The sequence below is a fragment of the Sphingopyxis sp. OPL5 genome (genome assembly GCF_003797775.2).
GTDB lineage: Bacteria > Pseudomonadota > Alphaproteobacteria > Sphingomonadales > Sphingomonadaceae > Sphingopyxis.
This window is the reverse complement of record NZ_CP060725.1, coordinates 1,106,409-1,132,521: the sequence shown is the minus strand read 5'-3', so window position 1 is coordinate 1,132,521 and position 26,113 is coordinate 1,106,409. Positions and strand designations below refer to the sequence as shown.

The following is a 26,113-nucleotide window of genomic DNA, read 5'->3' as shown; positions in this document are numbered from 1 at the left end:
GGCCCGTTAAATCTATTGACGTTAGATAATCCCGAGATCATTGTCGAGTATGAGGAGAGCCAGTCGATGACGGATCACTTGCAGACCCGTGTGTTCGTGTCTTCGGACGGAGTCGAACTTGTCGGTGATCGCGGCGGGGTGGCGGATGCGCCGTGCGTGATCCTGCTCCACGGCGGCGGGCAGACGCGACACAGCTGGAGCCGTGCCGTCGACAGTCTGCTCGACGCGGGATTGCAAGTGATCAACTTCGACGCGCGCGGGCATGGCGACAGCGACTGGTCGCCCACCGGCGCCTATGCGCTCAGCGACCGCGCGGCCGATCTGCGCGCGGTGGTGGCCGATCTGCGCGTGCCGTTCGTCCTCGTCGGCGCATCGTTGGGCGGAGCGACCGCGATCCAGGCGGTGCACGAAGGGCTGCGGCCCGCGGGCGTCGTGCTCGTCGATATCGTGCCCGAACCCGATCCGCGCGGGATCGAGCGCATCGTCGGCTTCATGCACGGGCATCGCGAAGGCTTTGCGAGCATCGACGAGGCGGCGGCAGCGGTCGCGGCCTATAACCCGCAGCGTACGCGGCCAACCGACACAAGCGGGCTGATGAAGAATCTGCGCCCGCGAGAGGGGCGCCTGTACTGGCATTGGGACCCGCGCATCCTCGATACCGCGCCGACGACGCATCATATCGTCGTCGAGCGTGCGACCGAAACGCTGGGCGCGCTGGTCGACATGCCGGTGCTGTTGGTCCGCGGGCTGTCGAGCGACGTCGTCAGCGAGGCCGGGATCGCGGCCTTTCGGCGGCAGGTGCCGCGGCTCGCAATCCTCGACGTGCAGGGCGCCGGACATATGGTAGCGGGCGATCGCAACGACGCATTCAACGATGGCGTGATCGCTTTTGCGAAGCGGTTACTGATGCCGGTGTCGTGATAGAGATTTGGCACTAAGTATCAGATTTTATGATGGATCATATGTGTCCGCCGAAAACCTTACGGCGTTAAATTTGCGATTGACTTTAAATCTAATGACTGTAGGTTAAATCCCACAGGGCCGCAGCTGACGGCTCGACCTTTGGGAGGAGACGGTCATGGATCGCAAAGTTTCGCGTCCTGCAATTCGCTACGCTTGCCTGGCATCGGTTATCGCGCTCGCGGCGGTTGCTGCGCCCGCTTATGCGCAGGACGCGCCCGCCGCGCCGCCGCCCGCCGCGCCGCCGCCCGCCGCGCCGCCGCCCGCCGCGCCGCCGCCCCCGCGCCGCCGCCCGCCGACGAAGCCAATGCCGGCAACGACGCCGAAATCATCGTCACCGCGCGCCGCCGCGACGAGCGACTGATCGACGCCCCGGTCGCGATCACCGCGCTCGGCGGCGCGGCGCTCGACAATTACGCGGTCACCGACTTTAACGATATCGCGCAGCTCGTGCCGACGATGGTCGCGGGCAAGGCGGCGTCGGGGTCGTCGGCCAGCATCTTCCTCCGCGGCGTCGGTTCGACCGCGCTCAGCGCGGGTTTCGACCAGTCGGTGTCCTTCGTCGTCGACGGCATGCCAATGAGCCGCGGCCGCGAGATCGGTCTCAGCCAATATGACGTCCAGCGCGTCGAGGTGCTCAAGGGGCCGCAGGCCTTGTTCTTCGGCAAGAATGCCACCGCGGGCCTGATCGCGGTCACCACGAACAACCCGCGCGACGTCTTCGAGGCGGGATTCAAGGCGGGCTATGGTTTCGAGGCGCAGGAGAAATATGGCGAGGGTTATATTTCGGGTCCGCTCGCCGACGGGCTGCGCGCGCGCCTGGCCTTCCGCATCGCGGACAGCGAGGGCGCCTTCACCAACACCGCCGCGGCGACCTATACCGACCCGTTCGGCCTCCAGCGTCACAGCAACAGCAAATATCGCGGCGGCGGCCGTACCTATAGCGGACGTGCGACGCTCGAATGGGACGCCACCGACAATCTGACCTTCCAGGTCAAAAGCGGCTACACCGACCAGAAGGACGGCGGCCCGACTGACATCATCGAGCGCATCTGCGGCGGCGGTCGCACCACGCCCTTCGCCGCCAACGGCATTCCGCCGAGTCCTAATGCCGATTGCGTCATCAACGGCCGGTCGGACAGCTCGACGATCCCCGTCGAGGTGGCGAACCTCGATTATCGCTATGCCGGCGACGGACACATGTATTCGCGGCTCAAATCGGGTTTCGGTATCCTGACCGCGACGCTGGAGAGCGACGTTTTTGACGTCACCTCGATCACCTCCTATTACCGCTTCAAGCAGAACGACCTGAACAACGTGTCGGGTGAAGCCTATCCGGCGACCTTCTCGCAGCTCGCCGATTATCGCCAGACGTCGGAGGAACTGCGCTTCCAGTCGAAGTGGGGCGGGCCGGTCAACGTGCTGTTCGGGCTGTTCGCGTCGAGCAACAAGTTCATCTTCAACACCGATGCCTATATCTTCCCCTTGCCGGCTGTCGCCGCGGGGCCGACCTATGTGACGTTCAAGCGCGACAATGGCTTCACCGGCAGCTCGATGTCGGCGTTCGGCGAAGTGACGGCGAATCTGTCCGACGCGATCGAACTCGCGGCGGGCGCGCGGTACAGCTATGAATCGCGCGACAGCTTCCAGGCGTCGCTCGCCGCCAATCCCGCCTTTGGTGCGGCGTTTCCGGGCGGGCTGCGGCTTGACGATCGTTATCGCGAATCCGACGTCTCGCCGCAGGTCACGCTTCGCTACAAGCCCTCGCGCGACCTGACCTTTTACGCCGCGTACAAGGAAGGTTTCAAATCGGGCGGGTTCAACATTTCGCAGACCCTGACCCCCGCGGCGACCGTCGCGGCCGGGCAGTTCGGTGCCGAGCGCGCCCGCGGCGGCGAGGTCGGGGGGCGTGCGATCCTGATGGGCGGCGCGCTTTCGCTTAACGCGACGGCCTATTATTACGACTATCTCGATCTGCAGGTGCAGAATTTTGATCCAGTGACGATCGGGCAGGTCGTGGCGAATGCCGGTACGCTCCGCGTCAAAGGCATCGAGGGCGATTTCAACTGGCGTTCGGGCGGCTTCTCGCTGCGCGGCGCGGCGGCCTACAACAATGCGTCCTACAAGGATTATGTCGGGCAATGCTATGGTGGCCAGACGATCGCGCAGGGTTGTAACCTGCTTGCGCCGCCTCGGGTGAATCCCGGCGACCCGCCGCGGCCCTTCACCAGCCAGGATTATGACGGGCTGACGCCGCCCAAGGCACCGCGCTTTGCAGGTCGCCTCGGTGCCAGCTACGCGGTCGAGCTGTCGGATTCGGGCATGACGCTCGAAGCGAGCGGCGACATGAGCTATTCGGCCAAATATAATTTCTCCGACACGCTGCGCCCCGACGCGATCCAGCCGAGCTTCACGAAGTTCGACGCGTCGCTGCGCTTGAAAGGCCGCGACGATCGCTGGACGCTGGCGCTGATCGGCCGCAACCTGAGCAACAAGCTGGTGGTGACCGGCGGCTCGGAAATCCCGTTCACCGGTGGCACGGGAACGGGCACCGCCGGTCCGGGCGTGCTCAGCGACCTGTCGGCCTTCGTCGATAATCCGCGCGAATTCTACATCGAAGCCTCGGTCAAATTCTGATGCTCGGTCGCGGTTCGCGCGGCGCAAGATCGACGATGAACCCGGCGCTGCGAAAGCGGGCCGGGTTCATGTTGATCGTCTCGCTCGGCCTTGTGATGGCGCCGGCGAGGGCCGCGCCGTCCGACGTCGGTGATGGCGGCGTGCCGGCCTTTTACGCTTGGTCCGGTGCTTTGCCGGGCGAGGTGGGCGTCGTACTGGCCGAAGAGCCGTTGCCCGCCGATTTTTCGGTGCCCGGCGCGGGCAGGGCGACGCGCATCCTCTACACCGCGAGCGACGGCATCGCCGATAAGGGCGTGGCGCCGGTTTCGGCCGCGGTTTTTCTCCCGCGCGGTACGCCGCCGAAGGGCGGCTGGCCGGTGATGGCCTGGGCGCATGGCACCACCGGCATCGCCGACGTCTGCGCGCCGTCGGCGCGTCCGCGCGGCGAGCGCGATGGCCGCTATATCTCGAGCTGGCTCGACGCCGGTTTTGCGGTGGTGGCGAGCGATTATCAGGGGCTCGGCACACCGGGCATCCATCCCTATTCCAATTATCGCGCGAGTTCGTACAGCCTCCTCGACAGCGCGCGGGCCGTCGTGCGCGACGCACGTTACGGGACGGCCAATCAGGTCATCCTCGTCGGGCAATCGCAGGGCGCCGGAACGGTCGTCGCGGCCGCCGGCTATGCGCCGACCCACGCGCCCGAACTGAAGGTGCGCGGCGTTGTCGCGACGGGCGCGCCGAACCTGTCGCGCGAAGCGATCGAGAGCGGACTCGCGTCGAGCGCGACCGACGTCATGGTCACCGGCGCTTATGCGATGATCGGCTATGAACTCACGCGCACCCATGCCGATCTCGATGCCGATGCGGTTTTCACCGAACAGGGGCGCGAGATCGAGGAGATCGTCGGATCGGCGTGCCTGCCCGACCTGATGAAGGCGGCCGCCGCACGCAACCTCGATCCGTCGAAGGCGTTTCGGCCGGGCATGCTCAAGCGGCTCTGGGATACCGACGTCGATTTGCGTTCTTTTCCAACGCTCGACCTCGCGGCACCGGTCTTTTTCGGCATCGGCGCGGCTGACACGGCGGCGCTGCCGATGACGACGCTGACCTTGGTCAACGACCTGTGCAGCCGCGGCAATGTCGTCGAGGCGCGTATCTACAAGGACAAGGATCATTCGGGCGTTGTGAACGCCGCCGCAGCCGATGCGATCGCCTTTGCCAAGGCGGCGATCGAGGGCGGACCGATCGCGCCGACCTGCAAGCCCTAGCCGCCTAGCGGCCTTCGTCGGCGGCGACGCGGCGGTGCGCCGTCATGGCGAACAGGACCAGGCCGACGGTCAGCGGCAGCATGACCAGCGCCAGCATCGACAGGCTCTGGCGCAGCGCATCGTTGCCGGTGAAGACGGTGTCGGACATCCACGCCGACAAGGCCGGGCCGCAGGTCAGGCCGACCAGATTGCCGACCAGCACATAGAGCGCGGTGATCTTGGCGCGCATGCGCGGCGGGGCGATGTGCTGGATGATCAGCACCGCGAGGCCGCCCGCCGCGCCATAGCCGAAGGTCGCGACGGCGATGATCGCGATTGCGCCGTCGATGTCGCGCGCGAGCGGGAAGGCAGTGACCGCGGCGTGGCCGATGCCGAGGCCGACCGCGAGCGCGAGCACCGCGAGTTCGGCGCGGTCGCGCTTCAAGACCCAGGCGCTGATTGCCGGCCAGAAAAAGGCCGCGATCGCCGCCGCGATCACGCCGACAAGCCCGAAGATCGCGCCGGCGGCGGCGACGCTCTGGCCATAGCTGCGCGTCAGCATCGTCGCCGTCCAGGCGATGAAGCTGTAGCTCGCGAGCGCCGACACGCCAAAGCTAAGATAGAAGGGCAGGTAGAAGCGCCAGTGGCGGCGGAGATAGGCGAGGGCGGCCGCGAGGCTGGTCTGGTCGGCCTGTCCGGGTTCTTCGACGCGATCGGGTTCGGCGACGGTGATCAGCCAGAGCGGGCCGAGGACCAATCCGGGTACACCGACGATGACAAGCGTCAGCCGCCATGGGCTGAGCCCGAGATCGGGCGAGAGGGACGTCGCTAGCTCGAAGGCATAAGCGCCGATCAGGAAGGCCCCAGACGCCATCAGCGTCGATACCGCCATGAACAGACCGATGGGCAGCGCCCGTTTTTCGGGCGGGAAGAGGTCGGCAACGAGCGATACCGTCGCGGGGACCAGCACCGCTTCGCCGATCGCGACCCCGGCGCGCGTCATCAGCAATATCTCGAAATTGGGCGCGAAGCCCGATGCGACGGTCGACAGGCTCCAGACGATCACGCCGATGCCGACGATGCGCACGCGCGTGCCGCGGTCGATCAGATAGGCGACGGGGACGCCTGACAGGGCATAGAGCAATCCGAAACCGAGGCCGATGAGCAGGCCGATCGCGGTGGCATCGATGCCCATGTCCCTGATGATCGGATCGGCGAGCAGCGCGATGATGTAACGGTCGAGATAGGACAGTGCGGCGATCAGGCAGAGCAGCCCGGCGACATACCAGGCGCGGGTTGGCGACGGCCATCCCCAGGCCGTCATGCCGCGCAAATCTCCACCGGGAAGCCTTCGAGCCAGCTCATCCCCGACACCTGTTCGGCCTGGTCGGGGGTTGCGGGCGTGATTTCGTTGAGGTTCCGGCCCGGCTGCGCATTGGCGCCCTGCCAGCCGCCGCGATGGCCCCAGCCATGCGGATAGGCGACGCAGCCCGGGCGGACCTCGTCGGTCACCTCGGCCACGACCTCGATCGCGCCCCATTGGGTCGAGATCTTCACCGCCATGCCGTCGTCGATGCCGCGCGCGGCGGCGTCCGCCGGGTTGATCAGCAGCGCGGGGGAATCCGAGCGGACGAGCTTGTCGACATTGTGCATCCAGCTGTTGATCGAGCGCAGCTTGCGCAGGTTGATCAGGCGCAGCATGTTCGGGTCGGGATCGGGTTCCGCGCGCAGGCGCGTCACCTCTTCGCCTGCGATATCGTCCCACAGGTGGATCTTGCCGTCGGGGTGTCCGATGCGCTTTTCGAAGTCGAACGCCCAGCGCCCGCGCTCGATCATCACGCCGTGCGGGTTCGCCTTTAGCTTGGCCAGCGAGAGGCCGTCCTGCCCCTCGATCCCGGCCTGCAGCGCGCCGTCGGCCATTTCGAACGGCGTCATGTTGCCGAAGGCGCCGTCGCGGCCCATGCGTGCGGCAAGGTCGCGCAAAATCTCATATTCGCCGCGCGCTTCGCCGGTCGGCGGGATCACCGCGGGCACATATTGGGCGAAGGGTCGTACCATATGGTTCATGAAGAACTGGTTGATGTCCTCACGCTCGAGCGCCGTCGTCGCGGGCAGGATGTAGCGCGCGTGGCGCGAGGTTTCGGTCATGTAGAGGTCGACCGACACCATCAGGTCGAGCGCCTCAAAGCCTTCGGGTAGGCGCGGCCCGCCGGGCATCGACATCACCGGATTGGCGCCGACGGTCAGCAAGGTCTTGATCTGGCCGTCGCCGGGGGTGGTCATTTCCTCGAGGAAGGTCAGGCTCGACTGTGTGCCCCAGACCGAGGCTTGACCGCTGATGCGCGAGCTGTGGCGCTTGTGGCGTGCCTGGCCGGGTCCCGTCGCCTGCGCGTCGGTCGCGGTGCCGCCATGCCCCCAGCCGACGCCGCCCGGCTTATGAAACTTGCCACCGAGCAGGTTGAGGAGGTGGAGTAAATAGTTGGTCAGCGTCGAGTAACTGGCGCGGCAGATGCCGATGCGCCCCATTGCGGCGGCGCGCGGCGCGGCGACGAAATCGCGGGCGAGCGTGCGTATTTCGTCGGCTTCGATGCCGCAACGCGGGGCGGCAAGCTCCGGGGTGATCCAGTCGATCGCCGCGGAAAGCTCCGCAAAGCCGATGCAATGGCGCGCGACGAACGCCCTGTCGGCCAGCCCCTCGGCGATGACGACCTGCACCATCGCGCCGAGCAGCCAGACGTCGCCGGCGGGGATGATCGAGACATGCTCGAACTTGCGCGCGGTCTCGCTGCGCCGGGGGTCGACGACGATCACGCGCCCGCGCTCGGCGATCTCGACCAGATCCTCCTTGAAGCGCGGGGCGATGAGCAAGGAGCCGTGGCTGACCAGCGGGTTCGACCCAAAGATCAGCAGATGGTCGCATTGCGCGAGGTCGGGGAAGACGAAGCCGTGGGTGCCGAAGATCAGCTCCGTCGCGAGAACCACCGACGTGATATCCTCCGACGAGGGGGTGAACAACTTGGTGCAGTCCATCGCGCGGCTGAACAGATAATTGCCCATCGAGCTGGGCCATCCCATGCTCGGCGGGTTGCCGGTGTTCATCGCGAAGCTTTGCGGACCATGTGCCTCGATCGACGCCGATAGGCGCGCGGCGATGTCGTCCAGCGCCTCATCCCAGCCGACGGGCGCAAACTCGCCGGGACCGCCGACGCGCTTCAGCGGGGTGGTGACGCGGTCCGTGTCGTAAGTGACTTCGGCGAGCGCCGGGCCCTTGACGCAGATATGGCCGCGCGAATGGGGGTTGTCGCGGTCGGGGCGAACCTTGACGATCTTGCCGTCGGCGACCGTTGCGACCATGCCGCACAGCGCCTCGCAGACGCGGCAATAGGTGATATGGTCGCCATCGGCGCCGGGGATGGTGGTGAAAGCCATCAGCTGTTCCCTTCCTTCCTGTTGTTCGATGCCCGTCACCGCGCCGCGGGCGGGGTGACGCGGACATTCACGGTGCGGACGCGGCCATCGAGTACGCCTGCGGTCTTGCCATCGGCGAGCGGCCCCGAACCGCTGTCCTGCCCGAGGTCAAAGGTCTCGCTCGACGAAAAGGACAGGCGGGGCAGGGCGCCCTTGATCGTGCCGCTGGCGATTTCGGCGCCGTCGGCAAGGATATGGACGATCGCTTCGCTCTCGCCGCGCCGTTCAAAGCGCAGCAGGATGGTCGCGGGGCCGCGCCCCAGCGCGCGGTCGGCGTCGACTTCCGCCAGTTTCAGGTCGAGGCTGCGATAGGAGAAGACCGGGCGCCCCTCGCGCAGGTGGAGCGCGAAGCCGCCATGCCGCCCGCCGATCGCTGCGATGGTGCCGCCGGCGTCGCTGTCGAGATCGAGCTTCGCCTCGATGGTGAAGCTGGCGGACTGCATGGGCGGGGCGAGCGCTTCCGGGATGCGCGCGATGGCGCCGGTGTAGGTCCACAGATAGCCGCGCCGCGCCATATCCTCGGCGGCCATCTTACGGACGAAGCCCCACGCGTCGCTGGTGTTGGACAGCGGATAGACATTGTTCGCCTTCGCCTCGCGGGCGAACAGCGCCTTCATCTCGGCGAGCTTGCGCGGGTTGGCGGCGGCAACATCGCGCTGTTCGCCGGGGTCGGCGGCAAGGTTGTAGAGTTCCCAATTGTCGTCGCTGAAGACCGGCCGGTTCATGAAATCCCACACGTCGAGCCGGTGCGGGACGACGGCTTTCCAGCCGTTCGCATAGATCGACCGGTTGCCGTACATTTCATAATATTGAGTGGCGTGCCGCGTCGGCGCGGTGGGCGCGGCGAAGCTGTATTTCATGCTGACGCCGTCGAACGCCATCTGCCGCTCGCCATTGACCATCGCGGCGGGGGCGATGCCCGCGGCGTCGAGAATCGTCGGGGTGATATCGGTGACGTGCTGATACTGGCCGCGCAGCTCGCCGCGTGCGGCGATGCCCCCCGGCCAGGAGAGGATCAGCGGCACGCGCGTGCCGCCCTCATAGGCCGTCTGCTTGTAATAGCGGAACGGGGTATTGCCCGCGACCGCCCAGCCATTGGCATAGTGGGGGTAGGTCGAGGGACCGCCCCAATCGTCATAATGGCGCAGATTTTCCTCGAGCGTCGCGAAATAGGCGTTGGCGAAATAATGTTCGCTGAACGTGCCCTGCGGCGCGCCCTCGGCGCTGGCGCCATTGTCTGCGGTGATCAAGATGACCGTGTTGTCGAGTTCGCCGCGCGCTTCGAGCGCGGCGAGGATCAGGCCGAACTGCTCGTCGGCATGGCTGAGCTGAGCGGCGAAAGCCTCCATCTGGCGCGCAAACATGCGCTGCTCGTCGCGGCTGAGGTCGGCCCAATGTTTCACGCCGGCGGGCAGCGGCGGCAGCACCATATCGGCGGGGACGAGGCCGAGCATCTTCTGGCGGTCGAGGATTCGCTGCGCCGCGACATCCCAGCCGGCGTCGAAGCGGCCCTTATAATGATCGAGCCAGCGCTGCGGGGCGTGATGCGGCGCATGGACCGCGCCGGTTGCCCAATACATCAGGAAGGGCCGTTTCGGATCGGTCGCATCGCGCGCACCGATCCAGGCTATGGCCTTTTCGGCCATATCGGCGCTCAGATGATAGTCGGGGCGCGGCGACAGCGCGACCGGGTCATGGTCGGACCAGAGCGTCGGGTCGAAATTGTCGGCGTCGAAGGCAAGGAAGCCATAATAGCGGTCGAAGCCCTGGCCGCTGGGCCAATAGGTGAAGGGGCCCGCGGCTGAGGCGTCGGCCTGCGGCAGGTGGTCCCATTTGCCGATTGCGTAAGTGAGGTAGCCCGACTGGCGCAGATTCTCGGCGACGGTGCCCGCGCTGCGCGGGACGAGCGCATCCTGTCCCGGAAAGCCGACCGCGATCGCCGAATGACCGCCGATATGGACGCGGTGCGAATTGCGCCCTGTGAGCAGCGCGGCACGGCTCGCCGAACAGATCGGTGTCGTGTGATAATTGGTGTAGCGCAGCCCGCGCTGAGCGACGCGGTCGATATTCGGGGTTTCGACCAGGCCGCCATAGCTGCCGAGCTGGCCGAAGCCCATGTCGTCGATCACCCAGACCAGGACATTGGGCGCGCCCGCCGGGGCGATGGCGCGCTGGATTTTTCCGGGGGTCGAATCGGCGAAGGTCTTGCCGATCCTGGGCTGATCGCCGGGTGACGCCGATGATGGTGTGGCGATGCTCGCCGCGCCGAGGCAGGCGATCGCCGCGCTGAAAATCCTGCTTTTCCTCATTCCCATACACCTCGTGTCTGTCGATCGCCGGATGCTTGACGCCGTACTATAGATGAATTACAATCTTCGTAAAGTGTAAACATCTGGATTGGCGAGGGACAGGGCATGAAAATCGAATTGGACACGATCTATCGCCGCATCGTCGACCATCTGGAAAATGGCACGACCGACATGGCCGCGGATTCGATCGAGGTCCCCGCCGCGCATTTCACCGACGCCGACCATCTGGCCCGCGAACTCGAGGTGTTCCGGCGCCAACCGCTCGCCGCCGCGACGAGCATGGAAATCCCCGAACCCGGCAGTTTCGTCACCCGCGACATACTCGGCGTGCCGCTGCTGATCGTGCGGCAGAAGGACGGCAGCGTCGCTGTGTTCCGCAATATGTGCCGCCATCGCGGCGGCAAGGTCGAGCAGGGCGAGAAGGGCAAGAAGCCCTTTTTCGTCTGCGCCTATCATGGCTGGAGCTTCAAGGGCGACGGCAGCTTGCGCGGCATTCCGTTCGAGGAGCAATATGGCACGCTCGACAAGGGGTGCCGCAATCTCTTCGCGGTCGAGGCAGAGGAGCGCCACGGCCTTGTGTGGATCAAACTGCCTCAGGCGCCGCAGGACATGCCGATCGCCGACTATCTGGGCGAGGCCGACGAGCGGCTCGCGGCTTATGACATCGACAAGCTCGTCGTTTTCATGGACCAGAAGATCGATCTCGACATCAACTGGAAGTTGGTGATGGACGGCGCGATCGACGTGCTCCACCCGCAATTCCTGCACGCCGAAGGGGTCGGAAAGCTGATCCAGACCGGCGCCGCGGTGTGGCTCGATCTCGGGCGGCACGGCCAATCCTATTCGGCGCGCAAGCGGCTCGCGCGCAAGCTCAAGGCCGGCGAACCGATCGAGGGCGGCTGGCGCTATCTGACCGGCAACCTGATGATTTTCCCCAACATGAGCGTGATCCCGACGCCCGACCATATCGAGCATTGGACCGTGTGGCCGCATCTGACCGATCCCGGCAAATGCCATGTCCACATCCGCTTCCTGACCGATCCGGCGAAGCTGACCGACGAGGTTGCCGAGCGGATCAACCGCAGCTGGGAGATTTTGCGGCAAGCCGCGACCGAAGAGGATTTCCCGATGGAGGAAATGATCCAGGCTAATGCCGCGGCGCTGCCGACGACCGGCTTCCTCTATGGCGCCAACGAAGTGCCGACGCAGCATCTGCACTTGCAGATGGCGCGCGAATTCGACGCGCTGGCGTGACGCTCGCGCGGCAAGGATGATGTAAGAGGCCCGGACGAAGAGCCGGGCCCGCGAAAACCTCCTCGGGAGAGACTGCATGAATATCGCCGAACTTGTCCGTTACTGGGCACGCTGGAGGCCCGAACATACGGCGGTGATCACCGATGACGTCCGGACGAGCTGGGCCGAGTTCGACGCGCGCAGCGACGCGATCGCGCGGGGCCTGCGCGCCGCCGGGGTGGTCAAGGGCGACCGCGTCGGCATGCACCTCGACAATAGGATCGAAGCGCCGTTGCTGACCGTCGCGTGCCTGAAGCTCGGCGCAATGATCGTGCCGCTGAACTTCAAGCTGACCGGCAGCGAAATCCTGCCCTTGCTTGAGGACGCCGACTGCAAGCTGGTCGTAAGCCAGGCAAAATATCTCGACCGCCTCGACCTGGCGGCGTCGAAGCTGCCCTTCGCCATCTACAGCCTCGACGGCAGCGACGTGCGGAGCTTTTCGTCCCTGCTGATCGATGCCGGGGCAGCACCGACCGAGGCGATCGCGCTGACCGACCCGGGCTTCCTCTGCTACACCTCTGGCACCACCGGGCGCCAGAAAGGCGCGCTGCTCACGCACGGCGGCGCCATGTATCCCGGTCTCGCCAAGAATATCGCCGAAGGGCTGACCTGGCGCGATTCGATCATGGTCGCGGTGCCCTTCGTCTTTACCGGCGCGATCGTCTCCTGCTTCATCCAGTTCGCGGTCAATGCGGGCGGGACGATGGTGCTGGAATCCGATTTCGACATCGACCGCTATTTGGACGTGATCCAGCGGCATCGGGTGAGCGCGGCGACGACGGTTCCGGTCGTCTGGGAACGGCTGATGCGGTCACCGGGTTTCGAAAAGGCCGATCTGTCGAGCATGATCTCAGCCGCCGCCGGCGGCGCGCCGGTCAGCATCGACCTGATCGAGGCCTATCGCGCCAAGGGCATTTCGCTGATCCAGTCCTATGGCTTGACCGAGGCGTCGGGGCTGGCTGCGACGATGCACGGCGACGATGCGATCGCGCATATCGGCTGGGCGGGACGCCCGATCGTCGGCAGCGAGATGAAGATCGGTGACGCCGACGGCAACGCGCTTGCCAATGGCGAGATCGGCGAGATCATGGTGCGCGGACCGCATGTCATGCGCGAATATTGGCGCAATCCCGAGGCAACCGCGGCGACGTTTGCGGGCGATTGGCTGCGCACCGGCGACACCGGCATGATGAACGACGAAGGCTTCGTGAAGGTCGTCGACCGGTCGAAGGACATGATCATCTCGGGCGGCATCAACGTCTATCCGGCCGAGATCGAGAAGATATTGTCGGCGAACCCGCACATCGGCGAACTCGCTGTGATCGGGGTTCCCGACAGCGACTGGGGCGAAGTTCCGATGATCGTCGCGAGCGGGGTGAAGGACGAAGGCGCGGCGCTGTCCGCGCTCGAAACCGACGGCTCGGCGCAGCTCGCGGCCTTCAAGCGTCCGCGCCGCGTCGTCTTCATCCACGAACCGCTGCCGCGCACCCTGTCGGGCAAGATTTCCAAACCGACGCTGCGGGGGCTGTTTCCCGCGGTGCCCGACCAGGCAAAGGCGTTGTTCGGGAAATAGCGATCAGGGCCGGCGGGCGGCACGAGACGCCCGTCGGCCGCGCCCTTTTACCGTTTCATCATTCCCGTGCATTTCCAGTTGCGCGCGTCGCTGACGTCGCTTCCCTCCGCGCCTGTGAACTTCGAAACGCTGGGATAGGCGCAGATACGATAGCTTCGCGCCACCCCGGCATCGCTATCGGCCGTCACGGGCTTTTCAAGGCTCATCCCCGAAACATACATCGACGTGTTCGACGTCGAGTTGAGTTCCAGCGTCCGAGGACTGTTGGTCATTATGATGTCAGCTGGCGGCGTGCCGCCCTCCACCCAGCGCTGCATCGCGTCCAGCATCGCGCGACTGCTGTAGGTTGGGGAGCCTTCGCCGCCGCGGCAATGGAACATCCCGGGCACGAAAAAGCTCTGGAAGAAATTTCCGCTTTCGGCGCCGTACCGAGCCCGGACCGCGTCGCTGTAATCCGCCGTATACGCGGGTGGGATCGATTCGTCGGAGGCGCCGGTCCACATGATCAGTTTGCCGCCGGTTCGCTGCATCGCCGCAAGATTGGCGGGATCATAGCCATAACCGCCGACGCGCGCCCACAGCGCGTCGTCTTCGTTGCGCTGTGCCGGATCCCCGAAATCCATCTGCGTCAGCGCATCATAGCCGGTAGCGCGCAAAGCCTTCATGCTGAGCACGGTCGATCCGAACAGAGGCGGCCGAGTCTTGTCGGTCCATGGCGGCGGCGCGGTGCCCAGCGCGATCGGTCCCAGCAGCGAGGGGTTGGCGAACCAAAAGCCCGGCGCCGCGACGTCGGATCCGGCAACCGGGGGCAACCCGCCGGCCAGGATTTCGAGTGTCGAATATTGCGCATCGCTGAGGAACGGGAACAAGGAATGCGACAGGCGGATTTGCGTTGGATCCCAGATCAGCCCGTCGCGCGCGCCGTCGGCCGCGTCATATTTGGCGACGATGGCCTGCCCGACGCGCGTCATGTCGGCGGGCGATATCCAGCGCGCCGGATCGCGCGCGACATGCTGTGCGACATAGGCCCAGAACGTCTGCACATGGGCGCTGGTTGGGGCGCCTGCCGCGATGAAGCCGTCGGCATCGCCGGCGTATCGCTCCGCTTCCATCAGGGTGCTGACGCCGCCCCCGGAACAGCCCATGATATAGCGCGGCATCGCGCTGCGGTTATAATAGCCGCGCGCCAGCGTTTGCGTCGCAACTGCCGCCACATGCGTGCCGCGATGCGCATAATCTTCGGACTTTGCCGGATCGCCGCGGAATGACATGTCGAGCGCACCGCGCGAGTGCGATCCCTTGTCGGTGGTCGCCACCGCATAGCCGGCGGTCAGATGCTCGCGCGACGGATTGACGATGTAGCCCGCCGACCCACCCGGAATCGTCATCAGATAGCGGCCGTTCCAGCTTTGCGGCAGTGCGATCATGAAGCCGACGGTATTCGGCCCGGGATTTGCGGTCCGCACGACCCCGTCGATCCGGCAATAGGGCACCGGGTCGGCCAGCCAGCGGATCGACTCGATCGCGACATCCTTGCCCGCCCATGTGATCGCCTCGGGCGAACAGGCTGCGGCCGCTACGCCGGGGATCGCAACTGGTCGCGGGTCATGCGCCGCCGCAAACGGTGTCGTCAGCGATCCGGTCAGCGCGCCGGCCATCATCAGCATTGTCCGATATCGCATATCCATTATCCTCCACCCATCGTCGCTTTGCCGACTCTGAGAGCCAGTTTCGCTATCAAATAACAAAAAATGGAAAATGTAAATATTGATGCTATGGTGAGGGCAGGGCATGAAGCCGATCGCTGGTTTCACGGGCGGGTCTACCGGTCAAAGCCCCACTTGAAAGCCGGGCAGGGGAAGGACGGAGCCATTGGACGTTTCGAAAAATCGCCAGGAAAAGGCCATGCCCGATATCGGCAAGACCGGCGCGAAGATCGTCGAGGGCGCGCGTCGATGTTTCGAACGTTATGGGATCGAGAAGACGACGGTCGAGGATATCGCGCGAGCCGCCGGCGTCTCGCGCCCGACGGTCTATAAATTTTTTGGCGGCAAGATGGAGATCGTCGATTACATCGGCTTTGCCGAACTCGACAAGATTCAGGAACTTGTCCGCGCGCGCATCCAGCGCCAGCGGAATTTCGCCGACACGACGACCGAGGCGATTGTCGCGTCGGTCCAGGTGGCGAGCGGCAATCCCTATATACGCCGTTTCGTCGAGGATCTGGAAGTATCGGCGCAGAGCCAACTCCCCACCAGCCCTTATCAGGAGCAGGCGCGGCATCGCTGGGAATCGGTGATGCACCGCGCGCAGGCGAGCGGAGAACTTGCGGCGGACCTTGACCCAGCCGATGTCGTGAACTGGCTGTCGCGCAATCAGGTCATGCTGCTGCGCGTGCTCGACCAGTTCGGCGGCGACGAGGACAAGCTGCGGCATATGGTGCGTCGCTTCGTCGTCGAACCCTTGCTTGCCAATCGGCCTCCCACGTCAAGCTGACAATTCGGGGCGGCGCAGGCCCGATTCGCGACTCGCCGAGGATCGGCATCGCCTGTGCACACGATGGAAATCCGGACGTGAAAGGCTTGGTGGCAGGTAGATTCTCAAGGATTTCCGCGAATTAAACTACATATCATAGATTGTGCAATGCACAGCGTGATCGGCTCTCGGCGACATTGTTGACATTTTATCGAATCTGTTGTCTGTAAGCGCCGGGAGTGATGCACGGCAACAGCACCGGCCGAACCGATCTGCCCTGATCGTTTCGAGCAGCGCGCGTCCCAAAGTGATGGACTGCGCGGCGCCGCCTTCAACGAAGGGCGGGCGTCGCCAATGGGAGGATGCTATGCGCTTTTCTTACAAGCTCGCCACATGCACGCTGGCGATTGCGGTTTCGACCGTCTCGACGGCGGCGATGGCGCAGGATGCCGGGGACGCGGCCGACGACAGTTCGGGCGTCAATGAAATCGTTGTGACCGCGCAGAAGCGCGACGAACGTTTGCAGGACGTGCCGATCGCTGTTTCGGCCTTTACGCCCGATCAGCTCCAGCAAAGCGGCGTTTCGGATGTTCTGGAACTGGCCGCGGTCACGCCGTCGCTTCTGATCACCGAAGGATCGAGCGCGGCACAGCCCTATATTCGCGGCGTCGGCGGGCGGAACATCACCCCCGGCAACGAAGCCACCACCGCTGTTTATGTCGATGGCGTGTATCAGACCGACAAGACCGGTATCCTGCTTCAGGGTTTCCCCGATGTGCAGTCGGTGCAGGTCCTGCGCGGGCCGCAAGGAACCTTGTTCGGCCGCAACGCGACGTCTGGCGCGATCCTGGTCACCACGAAAAAGCCCGACACCGAATTCGGCGGAATGCTCGAAGGCACCTATGGCACCGATGAAGAAGGCGCTCGCGGTTTCGTGACGGGCGGCCTTTCGGACACGCTCGCGCTCAGTGTCAGCGGCTTTTACCGCAACGAGCGTCCCTATATCCGCAACCGCACCCAGGCGCTGAACGGCGCCGGCAAATATGTCGGCGGTGATCAGAGCTTCGGCTTTCGCGGGTCGGTGCTCTGGGAAGCCACGCCCGATTTCACCGCGACGCTGTCGGGCTATTATTCGAAGGGCGAAACCAATGCCGTGGTGGCGTTGCAGCCGATCCTGGGGGAAACCACCACGACCGGCCAGGTGGCATCGGGGATCGATATTTCGCGGCCCGAACGCTCCTATTATGGCCAGATCGATCCCGAAGTCCGCTTCCAGGGCTATGGCGGCTCGCTGACCCTCGACGCCGATGTCGGGCCGGTCAACATCAAGTCGATCACGGCCTATAGCCACAGCACCTCGGGGGTCGAATATGACCTCGACGGCTCGCCCGCGAACGTCTTCTGGTTCGATACCGCGCTCAAGGGCCGGAGCTATCAGCAGGAAATCGACATCACCTCGATGAACGATGGGCCGTTCCAGTGGATTCTCGGCGGCTTCTATCTCAACTACCGCGACGGCTATGCGGGGCTCGACCAATATGTCGGACTGCCCGTCCCCAGCACGCTCCGGCCGCACACGGTGCCGCAAGCGCTGCTCGACCGCTCGGCGGCCGGCGCCGGCCCGGCGTCGGGCCTGGCCTATATCGATCAGAGCGCCTTCGTGACCATCAAGTCGCTCGGCCTCTTCGGTGAAGCATCCTATGCGTTCAGCGACGCTGCCAAGCTGACGGTAGGTCTGCGCTACACCGACGAAAAGCATGTCCTCGACAAGGACAATGCGGGCACCACCTATGTGCCCAACGGCACCGGCGGCGTCATTGCGATCCACAGCAATTCGGCCGCGATCTGCGCGGCCAACCCGGCGTGCAAGGGCCTTAGCGCGCCCTTCTCCGAGCTGACCTATCGTGCGGTTTTCGACTATAAGTTCAGCGACGATGTCATGGGCTATCTGAGCTACAACCGCGGCTTCAAGAGCGGCGTCTACAATATCTCGTCGATCCCCAACGTCATCCCGACCCAGCCCGAGACGATCGACGCGTTCGAGGTCGGGCTCAAGACGAGCCTGTTCGACCGCAAAGTGACCTTCAACGCCGCCGCCTATTATTACAAGTACGACAATCTGCAGGTTCCGATCGTCGATCCGGTGACCAATACCCAGCAGTCGATCAATGCGGCGAAGGCGACGATCTCGGGCCTCGAAATCGAAGCCGCCTACCGCCCCAACGACCGCTTCTCGCTGTCGACGGGCTTCGCGACCTTCTTCAAATCGGAATATGACAGCTTCAAGAACTGCGCCATCTATCGGCGCCGGGCATCGGGCCTCGCGGTTCCTCCCAATGCGGATTGCTCGGGTTTCGACCTGCCGGCAACGCCCGACGTCACCGTCAGCGTCCAGGCCAACTATAATATCCCCCTGGCCAACGGCGGGAAGTTCGAACTGAGCGGCCTGTTCAGCTACGTCGACTCGTTCGATCACGCGACCTATGGCGCCTATCCTGCGGGCGGCACGGGAGCGGGAGCTTATCCGGCTGGCATCGGACGTGCTCCGATTCAGAAGGCGACCGAGACGCTCAATCTGTCGGCCACCTTCCATGCGCCCGACGATGCGTTCTACGTCTCGGTGTGGGGTAAGGATCTGTTCAACCAGAACGATGTGTTCCGTAACGTGTCGACGACCTCCTTCGGCTATTATTCGGTGCTTTCGCGCGGGACTACCGCCGGTGTCACGATCGGCACGAAGTTCGGGTCGCAGCGCTAAAAGGAAGCACGGCCGCCGGCACGGGGATTGCCGGCGGCCGCGTTTTTTGCAGGAGGACAAGGTGGACCAATCAGCCGGCACCATAGGTGGCATGCTGCCGTCCGGCCTTTCCGCCCATTGGTATAATGCGGATGCCTTTACGCCCGGCGATCCGTGGAACGGCTTTGACCCGGCGCGAACCGCGCTCGTCCTCGTCGACCTGATCAACTGGCAGGTCGATCCGGATGGCCCCTCGATTGCCGCAATGCGCGCGGCGGGGCATGATGATCGCGCCGACCATCTGCTCGCGCGCTTCGCCGACACCATCGCGCCCAATCTTGCCTTGTTGCTGCCCGCCGCGCGCCGTGCGGGCGTGCGCGTGGTCCATGCGCGGCTTGCCAGCCGGCATCCGGACTATGCCGATGTCGTCCCGGCGCTGCGCCCCTATGTGAAAGCGGCCGGGGCTTTGGACGGATCGCCCGGCGCTGCGCCGATCGCCGAGGTCGGCGACGAGCCCGGCGACCTGTCGATCGTCAAATCGGGGTCGGGCGCGTTCGGCGGGACCGAGCTTGACTTTCTTCTCCGGCGCGAAGGCATCGACACGATCCTCTACGCCGGGGTGGTGACGACCGCCTGCGTGCTGCTCAGCGTTGCCGCGGGGTTCGACCTTGGATACCGGCAATATCTGGTCGCCGATTGCACCGGCACGCTGTCGGCGGGCGACCAGGAGGATGCCGAACGGCTGATCGGCAATTATCCGGCCGAAATCGTGACTGCCGCCGATGCCGTCGCGGCGATGGAGAAGCAATCCCATGCCCTATGATTTCCTGACCGACCTGCTGGTGCTCGAGGTATCGCATTTCGGCCCCGATGCGCTCGGCGGCCGGCTTGCCGACATGGGGGCTCGGGTGATCAAGGTCGAGGATCCCGACGGCGGCGACCCGCTGCGCCGCGCCGGTCCCTGGTCGGTGGGCGACGAAACGGGCTTTTCCTACATGCATCTGCGCTGGAATCGCGGCAAGGAAAGCGTGATCATCGACCTCGCGAGCGAGGCGGGACGCGCGGAGTTCCTGACGCTGGCGGCCAAGGCCGATGTCGTGATTGAGGGCATGCGCGCCGGCGTGATGGCGCGACTGGGGCTCGGTTATGAGGTGCTGAAGGGGGTGAACCCTGCAATCATCTTCTGCTCGCTGTCGGGGCTCGGCGAGACGGGCCCTTATGCCAAGCTCGCCTCGCACGGGCCGTCGTTCGACGCCTATGGCGGGCTCGGCACGCCGGTGAGCGACAGCATCTCGCGCTACGACGGGGCGCAGGCGCCGTCGATCGGCATGTACGCCTATGGGCTGGAGGCGGCCTTCGCCGTCGTGTCGGCGGTACATCGCGCGCGGCGGACGGGCGAGGGGGCGGCGATCGAGGTCGCGGCGGCCGATTGTTCGGCGCACTGGCTGCCCGAGGCGCTCGATCCTTTGCTCAATCCCGACACGACCTTTGCGCGGCCGGGATTCCTTGATGCCAGCGGCAAAATGCGTTTCTGGGCGCGGATGGAAAATTACCGTTGCGCCGACGGCAAGCTGGTCTTCCTGATGACCTTCACGCCGAAGAGCTGGCAGGCGCTGCTTAAGCTCGTCGGCCGTCCCGACCTCGAAGCCATCTACACGCGCGAGCCGCAGACGGGGACCGAGGACGCGGAGGTCAATGCCGCATTGATCCCGATCTTCGCCTCGCGCCCGCGCGCCGACTGGCTCGCCGATTTCGAGCGCGACAATGTGGCGGCGATGCCGGTGAACAGCTTTGCCGATGTCATCGCCGACCCGCATTTCAGTGCGCGCGACAACACCTATCAGGCGTCGCTGCCCGACGGGCGCAAGCTGACTTTGACCTCGACCGCGATCCATGTCGCGGGACAGCATTTCGGCATGCCGCTGGCGCCCGAAGTTGGCGAGGACGACGCCGCGATCCGCGCCGAATTCGGCCTCGGCGCGCGCTGAGTCTCAGCCGCGCGCTGCGCGCGCCTGCATCGGAACCACGCCTGGGCCCGCCATCACCCGGTCATAGCTGCGGTGAAACTGCTGGTTGATCACTTCGTTGTGCGCGAGCAGCATCGTGCCGGTGTTCGGCATGTTCGCCGACCGCTGGATGCTGTCGCCGATCGGCACATCCTCGTTCAGGATGGCGGCTTCGGCGATGTCCCAATTCTTGGCGAGGATGATCTGGCCGCGCTCGTCATAGTCGCCGGGCGCCTTGGGGGTCAGGAAGCGCAGATGGACGCGCGAGCGGCCGGGGTTGTGGACGTCCTGATACATCGTCCAGAATTCGGCGTGATGCGGGTGCAGCTGGATGCTGACATTGGGGAAGACCATATTGCCATAGACCACATAGGGGTCGAGGTCGTGTTCGCCCGGCTCGCTGTCCAATATCTCGTCGATCTTGCGCCGCGGTGTCGTGGTCACCGCATGGTCGCCGGTCCCTTCGACCCGCGCCATCATGTTCATATAGAAATAGGGCCGGATCGTTGGCCCATGGACCCATTGGACATGATAGCCGTCGGTCAGCCCGTCGACCATGATCTTCCAATTCTGGTCGAACTCGAAAAAGGCTTCGCGGTAGAAATATTGGCGGTCGAGACCATAACCCGCGAGCACCCCGTCCATCACCGGGCCGAGATGCGCGGCTACGTCGATCGACCCTTCAGGATTTTCGACGATCCAGATGAAGCCGTGGCGTTCCTCGCAGGGCAGGGCGATCAGATTGCGTTCGCGGCACGGTAGGCCGAGCCCCAGCGTCTGTTTGAAGGTCAGGCCGATCAGCTCGCCCTCATTGGTATAGGTCCAACCATGATAGGGACAGGAAAAGCGCCCCTGCTTGCCCTCGGCCTCGGTCACCAAAGTCGCGCCGCGGTGGCGGCACATGTTGAGGAAGGCGCGGACCTGGCCGTCCTTGCCGCGCGTGACCAGCGCCTCGCTGCGGTTCAGTTTCACCGTCACGTAGCTGCCCGATTCGGGAAGCTGGCTGCCGTGAAGCGCCATCATCGGATACTGTTCAAAAATCTTTTCGCGCTCGGCGACCGCGATGTCGGGATCCGAATAGACCGACAGCGGATATTCGTAGGTTTCCTCGATCATGTCGGTGCTGTTGTCGCGGATGTGGCGGAACAGCTTTTCCGCGACCTGGCGATTATGTTCGGGGCTCAGATACATTCGACTCTCCGTGGGGGACGTCGCGGTCCCAGCGGGCCGGCGTGATTGACTTTACATATATATAGCATTGTAAATAGTAAAAACCTATATAAAAAGGGCTTTGCGAAAAATGTGACTTTACGCACCGGCATACCGGCAAAGCGAAGCGCGGGGAGAGTTATGGTCGACAGCCTGAATATGCCTTCGGTCCCGGTGCTGATCCGTGAGCGCGCGATGCGCGATCCGTCCGCACCGTTCATCACCGACGTGGCTGGCGGCACGATGACCGGCGGCGAATTTCACGACGCGGCGCTGCGCGTTGCCGACGCGATGGCGGCGCTCGGCGTCGAACCGGGCGAATGCGTCGCGACGATGCTCGACCCGTGCCTAACTGCTTATGCGGCTTGGATCGGGCTCAGCTGGCGCGGCGCGCTCGAGGTGCCGATCAACCCCGAATATAAAGGCAATCTGCTCGCCTATGCGCTGAACGATTGCCGCGCGCGGGTGCTGATCACCAGCAATGCCTGCGTCGATCAGGTGAATGCGATCCGCGACCGCCTCGGCACGCTCGAGCAGATCATCACGATCGACGACATGGCTTGCGCCAGCGACATCCCGGTCGCGACGCTGGCCTCCGTCGAGGCGCGGGCGCCGCGTATCGACCATGCCGAGCCGCAACTCGCTGACACCAACGCCGTCATCTACACCTCGGGCACCACCGGACCGTCGAAAGGCGTGCTCCAGGCGTGGGGTTCGATCCAGCAGGTCCAGCATAATTTCAGCGGCGAGGTGATCGATCCCGATCAGATCCCCGTCTATTATTCGCCTTGGCCGACCTTCCATTCGTCGGGGCGCGTCGGCTTCGTTTTCGCGGCGGTGCGTGGCGGGCATATGGTCTTCCGCAGCCGTTTTTCGGTCAGCCATTATTGGGCCGATGTGCGCGCGCATGGTTGCACCCACACCCAGCTGATGGGCATCGCGGGCTTCCTGATGAATGCCGAGCGGCGGCCCGACGACGCCGACAATCCGCTGTTATGGGTGCTGATGAACCCGGTGCTGCCCGACTATCGCGATTTCGAGGCGCGTTTCGGGGTCAGGGTTTGCACCGGATGGGGCATGACCGAAATCGGCTTTCCGCTGAATGCGTCGAACCTGCCCAATGCGCAGACCTGCGGCAAGCTGTCGCCGCTGTACGAGGTGCGGATCGTCGACAGCGAGGGACGCGACCTGCCCGACGGACAGGCGGGCGAATTGCTGATCCGGGGTAAGGCGCCCTTTCTGATCACCCAGGGCTATCTGAACAAGCCCGAGGCGAATGCCAAAGCGTCGCGCGACGGCTGGTATAAGACGGGCGATATCCTCCGCCGCGATGCCGACGGCTATTTCTATTTTCTCGACCGTGCCAATGATTACCTCCGTGTGCGCGGCAACAATGTCTCGTCGCTCGAACTCGAGGGCGAAGTGCGCGCGCATCCGGCGGTCGCCGAAGCCGCGGCGATCGCGGTGAAAGCTGCCGACGTCCCCGCGCTGCCCGGCAACGCGCGCGCCAGCGAGGACGAGATCAAGATCGCGGTGCAACTGAACAGTTCGGCGCCGCTCACCGAAAGCGATCTCGTCGATTATCTCGCCGAACGCTTGCCGCGCTACATGGTCCCGCGCTTCGTCGAGCTCGTCGCGGACCTGCCGCGCACCCCGACGGGCAAGATCCGCAAGGCCGGGCTGCGCGAGGCGCCCGTCAACGATGCGACCTGGGACCGGCTCAGCCGATCCGTTCCCGCCGCAACCTGATCCCCGCCGCCTCGCGATCCCAGGTGTCGGCGGTGACGCCGTCATCGCGCAGCGCATATTTCTGGATCTTTTGCGTCGGCGTGCGCGGCAGGTCGGGCATCAGCCGGAAATAGCGCGGCACCATATAATGGGGCAGGCGGGTGGCGAGGAAGTCGGTCAGCGCCATCAGGTCGATCGCGGCGCCGTCCGACGGCATGATGCACGCCATCACCTCATCCTCGGTCTTGTCGCTCGCGACCCCGATCACCGCGGCCTCCTTGACTCCGTCGAAGGCGCGGATTTCCTGTTCGACCTCATAGGCCGAGATATTCTCGCCGCGGCGGCGGATCGCGTCCTTGCGGCGGTCGACGAAGAAATAGTCGCCATCGGCGTCGCGGCGCAGCAGGTCGCCGGTGTGCAGCCAGCCGTTGCGCCAGGCCTCGGCGGTTGCCTCGGGATTCTTGTAGTAACCGCTGAACATCGTCCAGGGCTGGTCGCAGCGCAGGATCGCCTCGCCGACCGCGCCCTCGGGCACCTCGATATCATGTTCGTCGACCAGCCGAATGTGCTGCCCGGGGCGCAGCCGCCCGGCGACCCCGATCTTGTCGGGATTGAGGGGGCTCTGCACCGGATTGGCGAGCTCGGTCATGCTATAGGCGGCGAAGGCGCCGACCCCGAAACGCGCGGCAAAGGCCTTGACGTCGGCGGTGTAGGGAACCGCGCTCACCGATTTCAGGCTGTGGTTGCGATCGTCGTCCGAGGGCGGGGTGCTGAGCAGGAAGGGGATCATTGCGCCGAGCAGGGTGGTCGTGTTCGCGCCATGATCGCGGACGATCTGCCAGAACTGATCGGTCTTGAACGATTCGACGAGTACGACCGATCCCGCGTTCGACAGCTGGCCATAAAGGCAGCCGAAGCCGCCAGAATGGAAGATCGGCAGGTGCGCGAGATGGCGATAGTCGCGGCCGATCATCGCGGGCATCGCGGCGTGGTAGAAGGTCCACATATGCGCGTAGGAGCACATCACCGCCTTCGACGGGCCGGTGGTGCCCGAGGTGAAGATGATCGCCATATCGTCCCACGGCGCGATCGGCTGCGTGAGATCGCCCGCGCTGCCGGCTTCGCCCAGCATCGTCTCGTCATGGAGTTCGAGGCCCTCGATCGGCGCGGCGTCACCGCCGACGACGATGATCTTTTCTAGCATACCGCGCTCAACCTCGGCGAGGCGCGGCATCAGGTCGCGGTGGACCAGCCCGACCTTCGCGTCAGCAAGCCACAACACATGGCGGAGCAGGCTGCCGCGATAGGCGAGATTGGCGGGCACGAAAACGCCGCCCAGCATATGCGTGCCGAGCCAGGCGCGTACCGCGGCCTTGCCGTTGGGCAGCCAATTGAAGACATGGTCGCCCTGCTCGACGCCGAGCCGCTTGAGCGCCCCCGCGGCACGGTGCGCCTGATCGAGCGCCTCGGCAAAACTCCATTCGCTGCCGTCCTGAAAACGCATGTAGAGATCGTCCGGATGCTCGCGCGCCTGGCGCTCGAGCAGATGGCGGGTGACGGCCTGGTCGGGGGTGGGGAAGGGCATGTCGGACATCGGCGTGTTCCTGCTGTGGTCAGGCGAAGGGAAAAAGGGCGGCATCCTCGCGGCGCAGGCCGGGGCGGGCGTTGGCGAGGCGGAGCGAGGCCGCATAGCGTTCGGGCTGCGATCCGAAGCAGGTGGCGGGCAGCGGACCCGACAGCGCGCCGTCGCGGCCATAATAGCGGGTGATGTCCATGCGCTGGCCGCGCCCGACGAAGGCGCCGCGCTGGATCAGAAACAGGCGCTCGAAATCTTCTGCCGACAGCCGCTCGGCGGCCCAGCGCGCGAACCCATTGAGCAGCGGGGCACCGGAGTAAGCGGACGGGGCCGTGATGTGAAAATCACCGTCGATCACGATTTCGAGCACGAGCGTGCCATCCTGCAACAGCCGAACCGGCTGATAATCGGCGTCGGAATCGGGCAGGATGACGTCATGGCGGCGGTCGGCTCGCCCCTTCGCGATATGCACCGCCGCGAGGCGTAGCGTGTCGAACATATGCGTGCATTGCAGGGCCGGCTCGGTCTGCAACCATCTGGTCCGCAGGTCATCGACCAAGGGCAGGCCCGCGAGGCCGGTCATCTCGCCGCCTGCCTCCGCGCAACTGGATAGCGGGTGGCGCTCCCAGCGCCCCTCGACGGCGGTCAGCCTCTGGTCGTCGTGGTGGATCAGCAGCGCCAGCGCATGGAACGGGTCTTCCAGCACCGCCTCGACCCGATCGGGACCGAGCCGGCGAAAACGCGTCGTCCGGACAAAATAGCCGTCACCATAAGCGGGATTGGCGGCCATGCGGCGCGCCGGATCGTCGGTCATCGCTTGAGCGGGCCTCCCACGCTGCGCCGCGCGTCGATATCGCTGCGGCTACTTAATCGATTGATTAAATATCTGTGTCAGCTTGGGGAAGGGCCGTCA

Annotated in this window: 17 protein-coding genes; 10 read left to right on the top strand and 7 right to left on the bottom strand. The window is 65.0% G+C overall.

The window, feature by feature from the left end:
* The first annotated feature begins 66 nt into the window (after positions 1 to 66).
* The 3 genes from EEB18_RS05490 (at position 67) to EEB18_RS05480 (ending at position 4,847) form a co-directional block, all read left to right on the top strand.
* Positions 67 to 921: an alpha/beta fold hydrolase gene (locus EEB18_RS05490; RefSeq protein ID WP_187142345.1), complete on the top strand. Its 855-nt coding sequence runs from the start codon at positions 67 to 69 to the stop codon at positions 919 to 921.
* Positions 922 to 1,116: 195 nt separating this feature from the next.
* Positions 1,117 to 3,597 carry a TonB-dependent receptor gene (locus EEB18_RS05485; RefSeq protein WP_262408136.1) on the top strand — a complete coding sequence of 827 codons (2,481 nt, stop codon included), beginning with the start codon at positions 1,117 to 1,119 and terminating at the stop codon, positions 3,595 to 3,597.
* A gap of 68 nt (positions 3,598 to 3,665) precedes the next feature.
* A complete protein-coding gene (locus tag EEB18_RS05480; protein WP_187141314.1) occupies positions 3,666 to 4,847 on the top strand; it encodes a lipase family protein in 1,182 nt (393 codons plus the stop codon).
* Positions 4,848 to 4,851: 4 nt separating this feature from the next.
* On the opposite strand, the gene EEB18_RS05475 is transcribed toward EEB18_RS05480, so the two are convergent.
* Genes EEB18_RS05475 through EEB18_RS05465 form a run of 3 tightly spaced genes read right to left on the bottom strand, consistent with a single transcriptional unit; the run spans position 4,852 to position 10,603 of the window.
* On the bottom strand, positions 4,852 to 6,150 hold the full coding sequence (locus tag EEB18_RS05475) for an MFS transporter (protein WP_187141315.1): 1,299 nt from the start codon (positions 6,148 to 6,150) through the stop codon (positions 4,852 to 4,854).
* Entirely contained in the window at positions 6,147 to 8,255 is a 2,109-nt protein-coding gene (locus tag EEB18_RS05470) for a molybdopterin-dependent oxidoreductase (protein WP_187141316.1), read from the bottom strand. The genes EEB18_RS05475 and EEB18_RS05470 overlap by 4 nt, the downstream gene beginning before the upstream one ends.
* A gap of 35 nt (positions 8,256 to 8,290) precedes the next feature.
* The gene (locus EEB18_RS05465) at positions 8,291 to 10,603 is read right to left on the bottom strand and encodes an arylsulfatase (RefSeq protein ID WP_187141317.1); all 2,313 of its coding nucleotides are present in this window, start codon (positions 10,601 to 10,603) and stop codon (positions 8,291 to 8,293) included.
* Positions 10,604 to 10,708: 105 nt separating this feature from the next.
* Between EEB18_RS05465 and EEB18_RS05460 the strand changes: the two genes are divergently transcribed.
* Together EEB18_RS05460 and EEB18_RS05455 are read left to right on the top strand one after the other, a co-directional pair.
* Complete coding sequence (locus EEB18_RS05460; RefSeq protein WP_187141318.1) at positions 10,709 to 11,857, top strand: aromatic ring-hydroxylating oxygenase subunit alpha; 1,149 nt, start codon at positions 10,709 to 10,711, stop codon at positions 11,855 to 11,857.
* A 76-nt stretch (positions 11,858 to 11,933) separates the two neighbouring features.
* Complete coding sequence (locus EEB18_RS05455; protein WP_187141319.1) at positions 11,934 to 13,469, top strand: class I adenylate-forming enzyme family protein; 1,536 nt, start codon at positions 11,934 to 11,936, stop codon at positions 13,467 to 13,469.
* 47 nt (positions 13,470 to 13,516) lie between these two features.
* On the opposite strand, the gene EEB18_RS05450 is transcribed toward EEB18_RS05455, so the two are convergent.
* Positions 13,517 to 15,151 (bottom strand): tannase/feruloyl esterase family alpha/beta hydrolase, encoded by a 1,635-nt coding sequence (locus EEB18_RS05450; protein WP_187141320.1) that lies wholly within the window; start codon positions 15,149 to 15,151, stop codon positions 13,517 to 13,519.
* A gap of 223 nt (positions 15,152 to 15,374) precedes the next feature.
* On the opposite strand from EEB18_RS05450, the gene EEB18_RS05445 reads away from it, so the two are divergent.
* From EEB18_RS05445 to EEB18_RS05430, 4 genes are all read left to right on the top strand, one after another.
* The gene (locus EEB18_RS05445; protein ID WP_187141321.1) at positions 15,375 to 15,965 is read left to right on the top strand and encodes a TetR/AcrR family transcriptional regulator; all 591 of its coding nucleotides are present in this window, start codon (positions 15,375 to 15,377) and stop codon (positions 15,963 to 15,965) included.
* A gap of 346 nt (positions 15,966 to 16,311) precedes the next feature.
* Complete coding sequence (locus EEB18_RS05440) at positions 16,312 to 18,702, top strand: TonB-dependent receptor (RefSeq protein WP_187141322.1); 2,391 nt, start codon at positions 16,312 to 16,314, stop codon at positions 18,700 to 18,702.
* A 61-nt stretch (positions 18,703 to 18,763) separates the two neighbouring features.
* A complete protein-coding gene (locus EEB18_RS05435; RefSeq protein WP_187141323.1) occupies positions 18,764 to 19,504 on the top strand; it encodes an isochorismatase family cysteine hydrolase in 741 nt (246 codons plus the stop codon).
* Positions 19,494 to 20,669: a CaiB/BaiF CoA transferase family protein gene (locus EEB18_RS05430; RefSeq protein WP_187141324.1), complete on the top strand. Its 1,176-nt coding sequence runs from the start codon at positions 19,494 to 19,496 to the stop codon at positions 20,667 to 20,669. The genes EEB18_RS05435 and EEB18_RS05430 overlap by 11 nt, the downstream gene beginning before the upstream one ends.
* Positions 20,670 to 20,672: 3 nt before the next feature.
* Here EEB18_RS05430 and EEB18_RS05425 read toward each other — a convergent pair whose 3' ends face one another.
* A complete protein-coding gene (locus EEB18_RS05425) occupies positions 20,673 to 21,878 on the bottom strand; it encodes an aromatic ring-hydroxylating oxygenase subunit alpha (RefSeq protein WP_187141325.1) in 1,206 nt (401 codons plus the stop codon).
* Positions 21,879 to 22,055: 177 nt separating this feature from the next.
* Here EEB18_RS05425 and EEB18_RS05420 point away from each other — a divergent pair, with 177 nt between their 5' ends.
* Entirely contained in the window at positions 22,056 to 23,645 is a 1,590-nt protein-coding gene (locus EEB18_RS05420) for an AMP-binding protein (protein WP_187669082.1), read from the top strand.
* Here the strand turns inward: EEB18_RS05420 and EEB18_RS05415 are convergent.
* Both EEB18_RS05415 and EEB18_RS05410 read right to left on the bottom strand, forming a co-directional pair.
* Positions 23,617 to 25,218, bottom strand: coding sequence for an AMP-binding protein (locus EEB18_RS05415; protein WP_187141327.1), 1,602 nt, complete (start codon positions 25,216 to 25,218; stop codon positions 23,617 to 23,619). The two genes, EEB18_RS05420 and EEB18_RS05415, sit on opposite strands and share 29 nt — an antisense overlap.
* 19 nt (positions 25,219 to 25,237) lie before the next feature.
* Positions 25,238 to 26,014, bottom strand: coding sequence for a DUF2889 domain-containing protein (locus EEB18_RS05410; protein ID WP_187141328.1), 777 nt, complete (start codon positions 26,012 to 26,014; stop codon positions 25,238 to 25,240).
* Between the last annotated feature and the right edge of the window lie 99 nt (positions 26,015 to 26,113).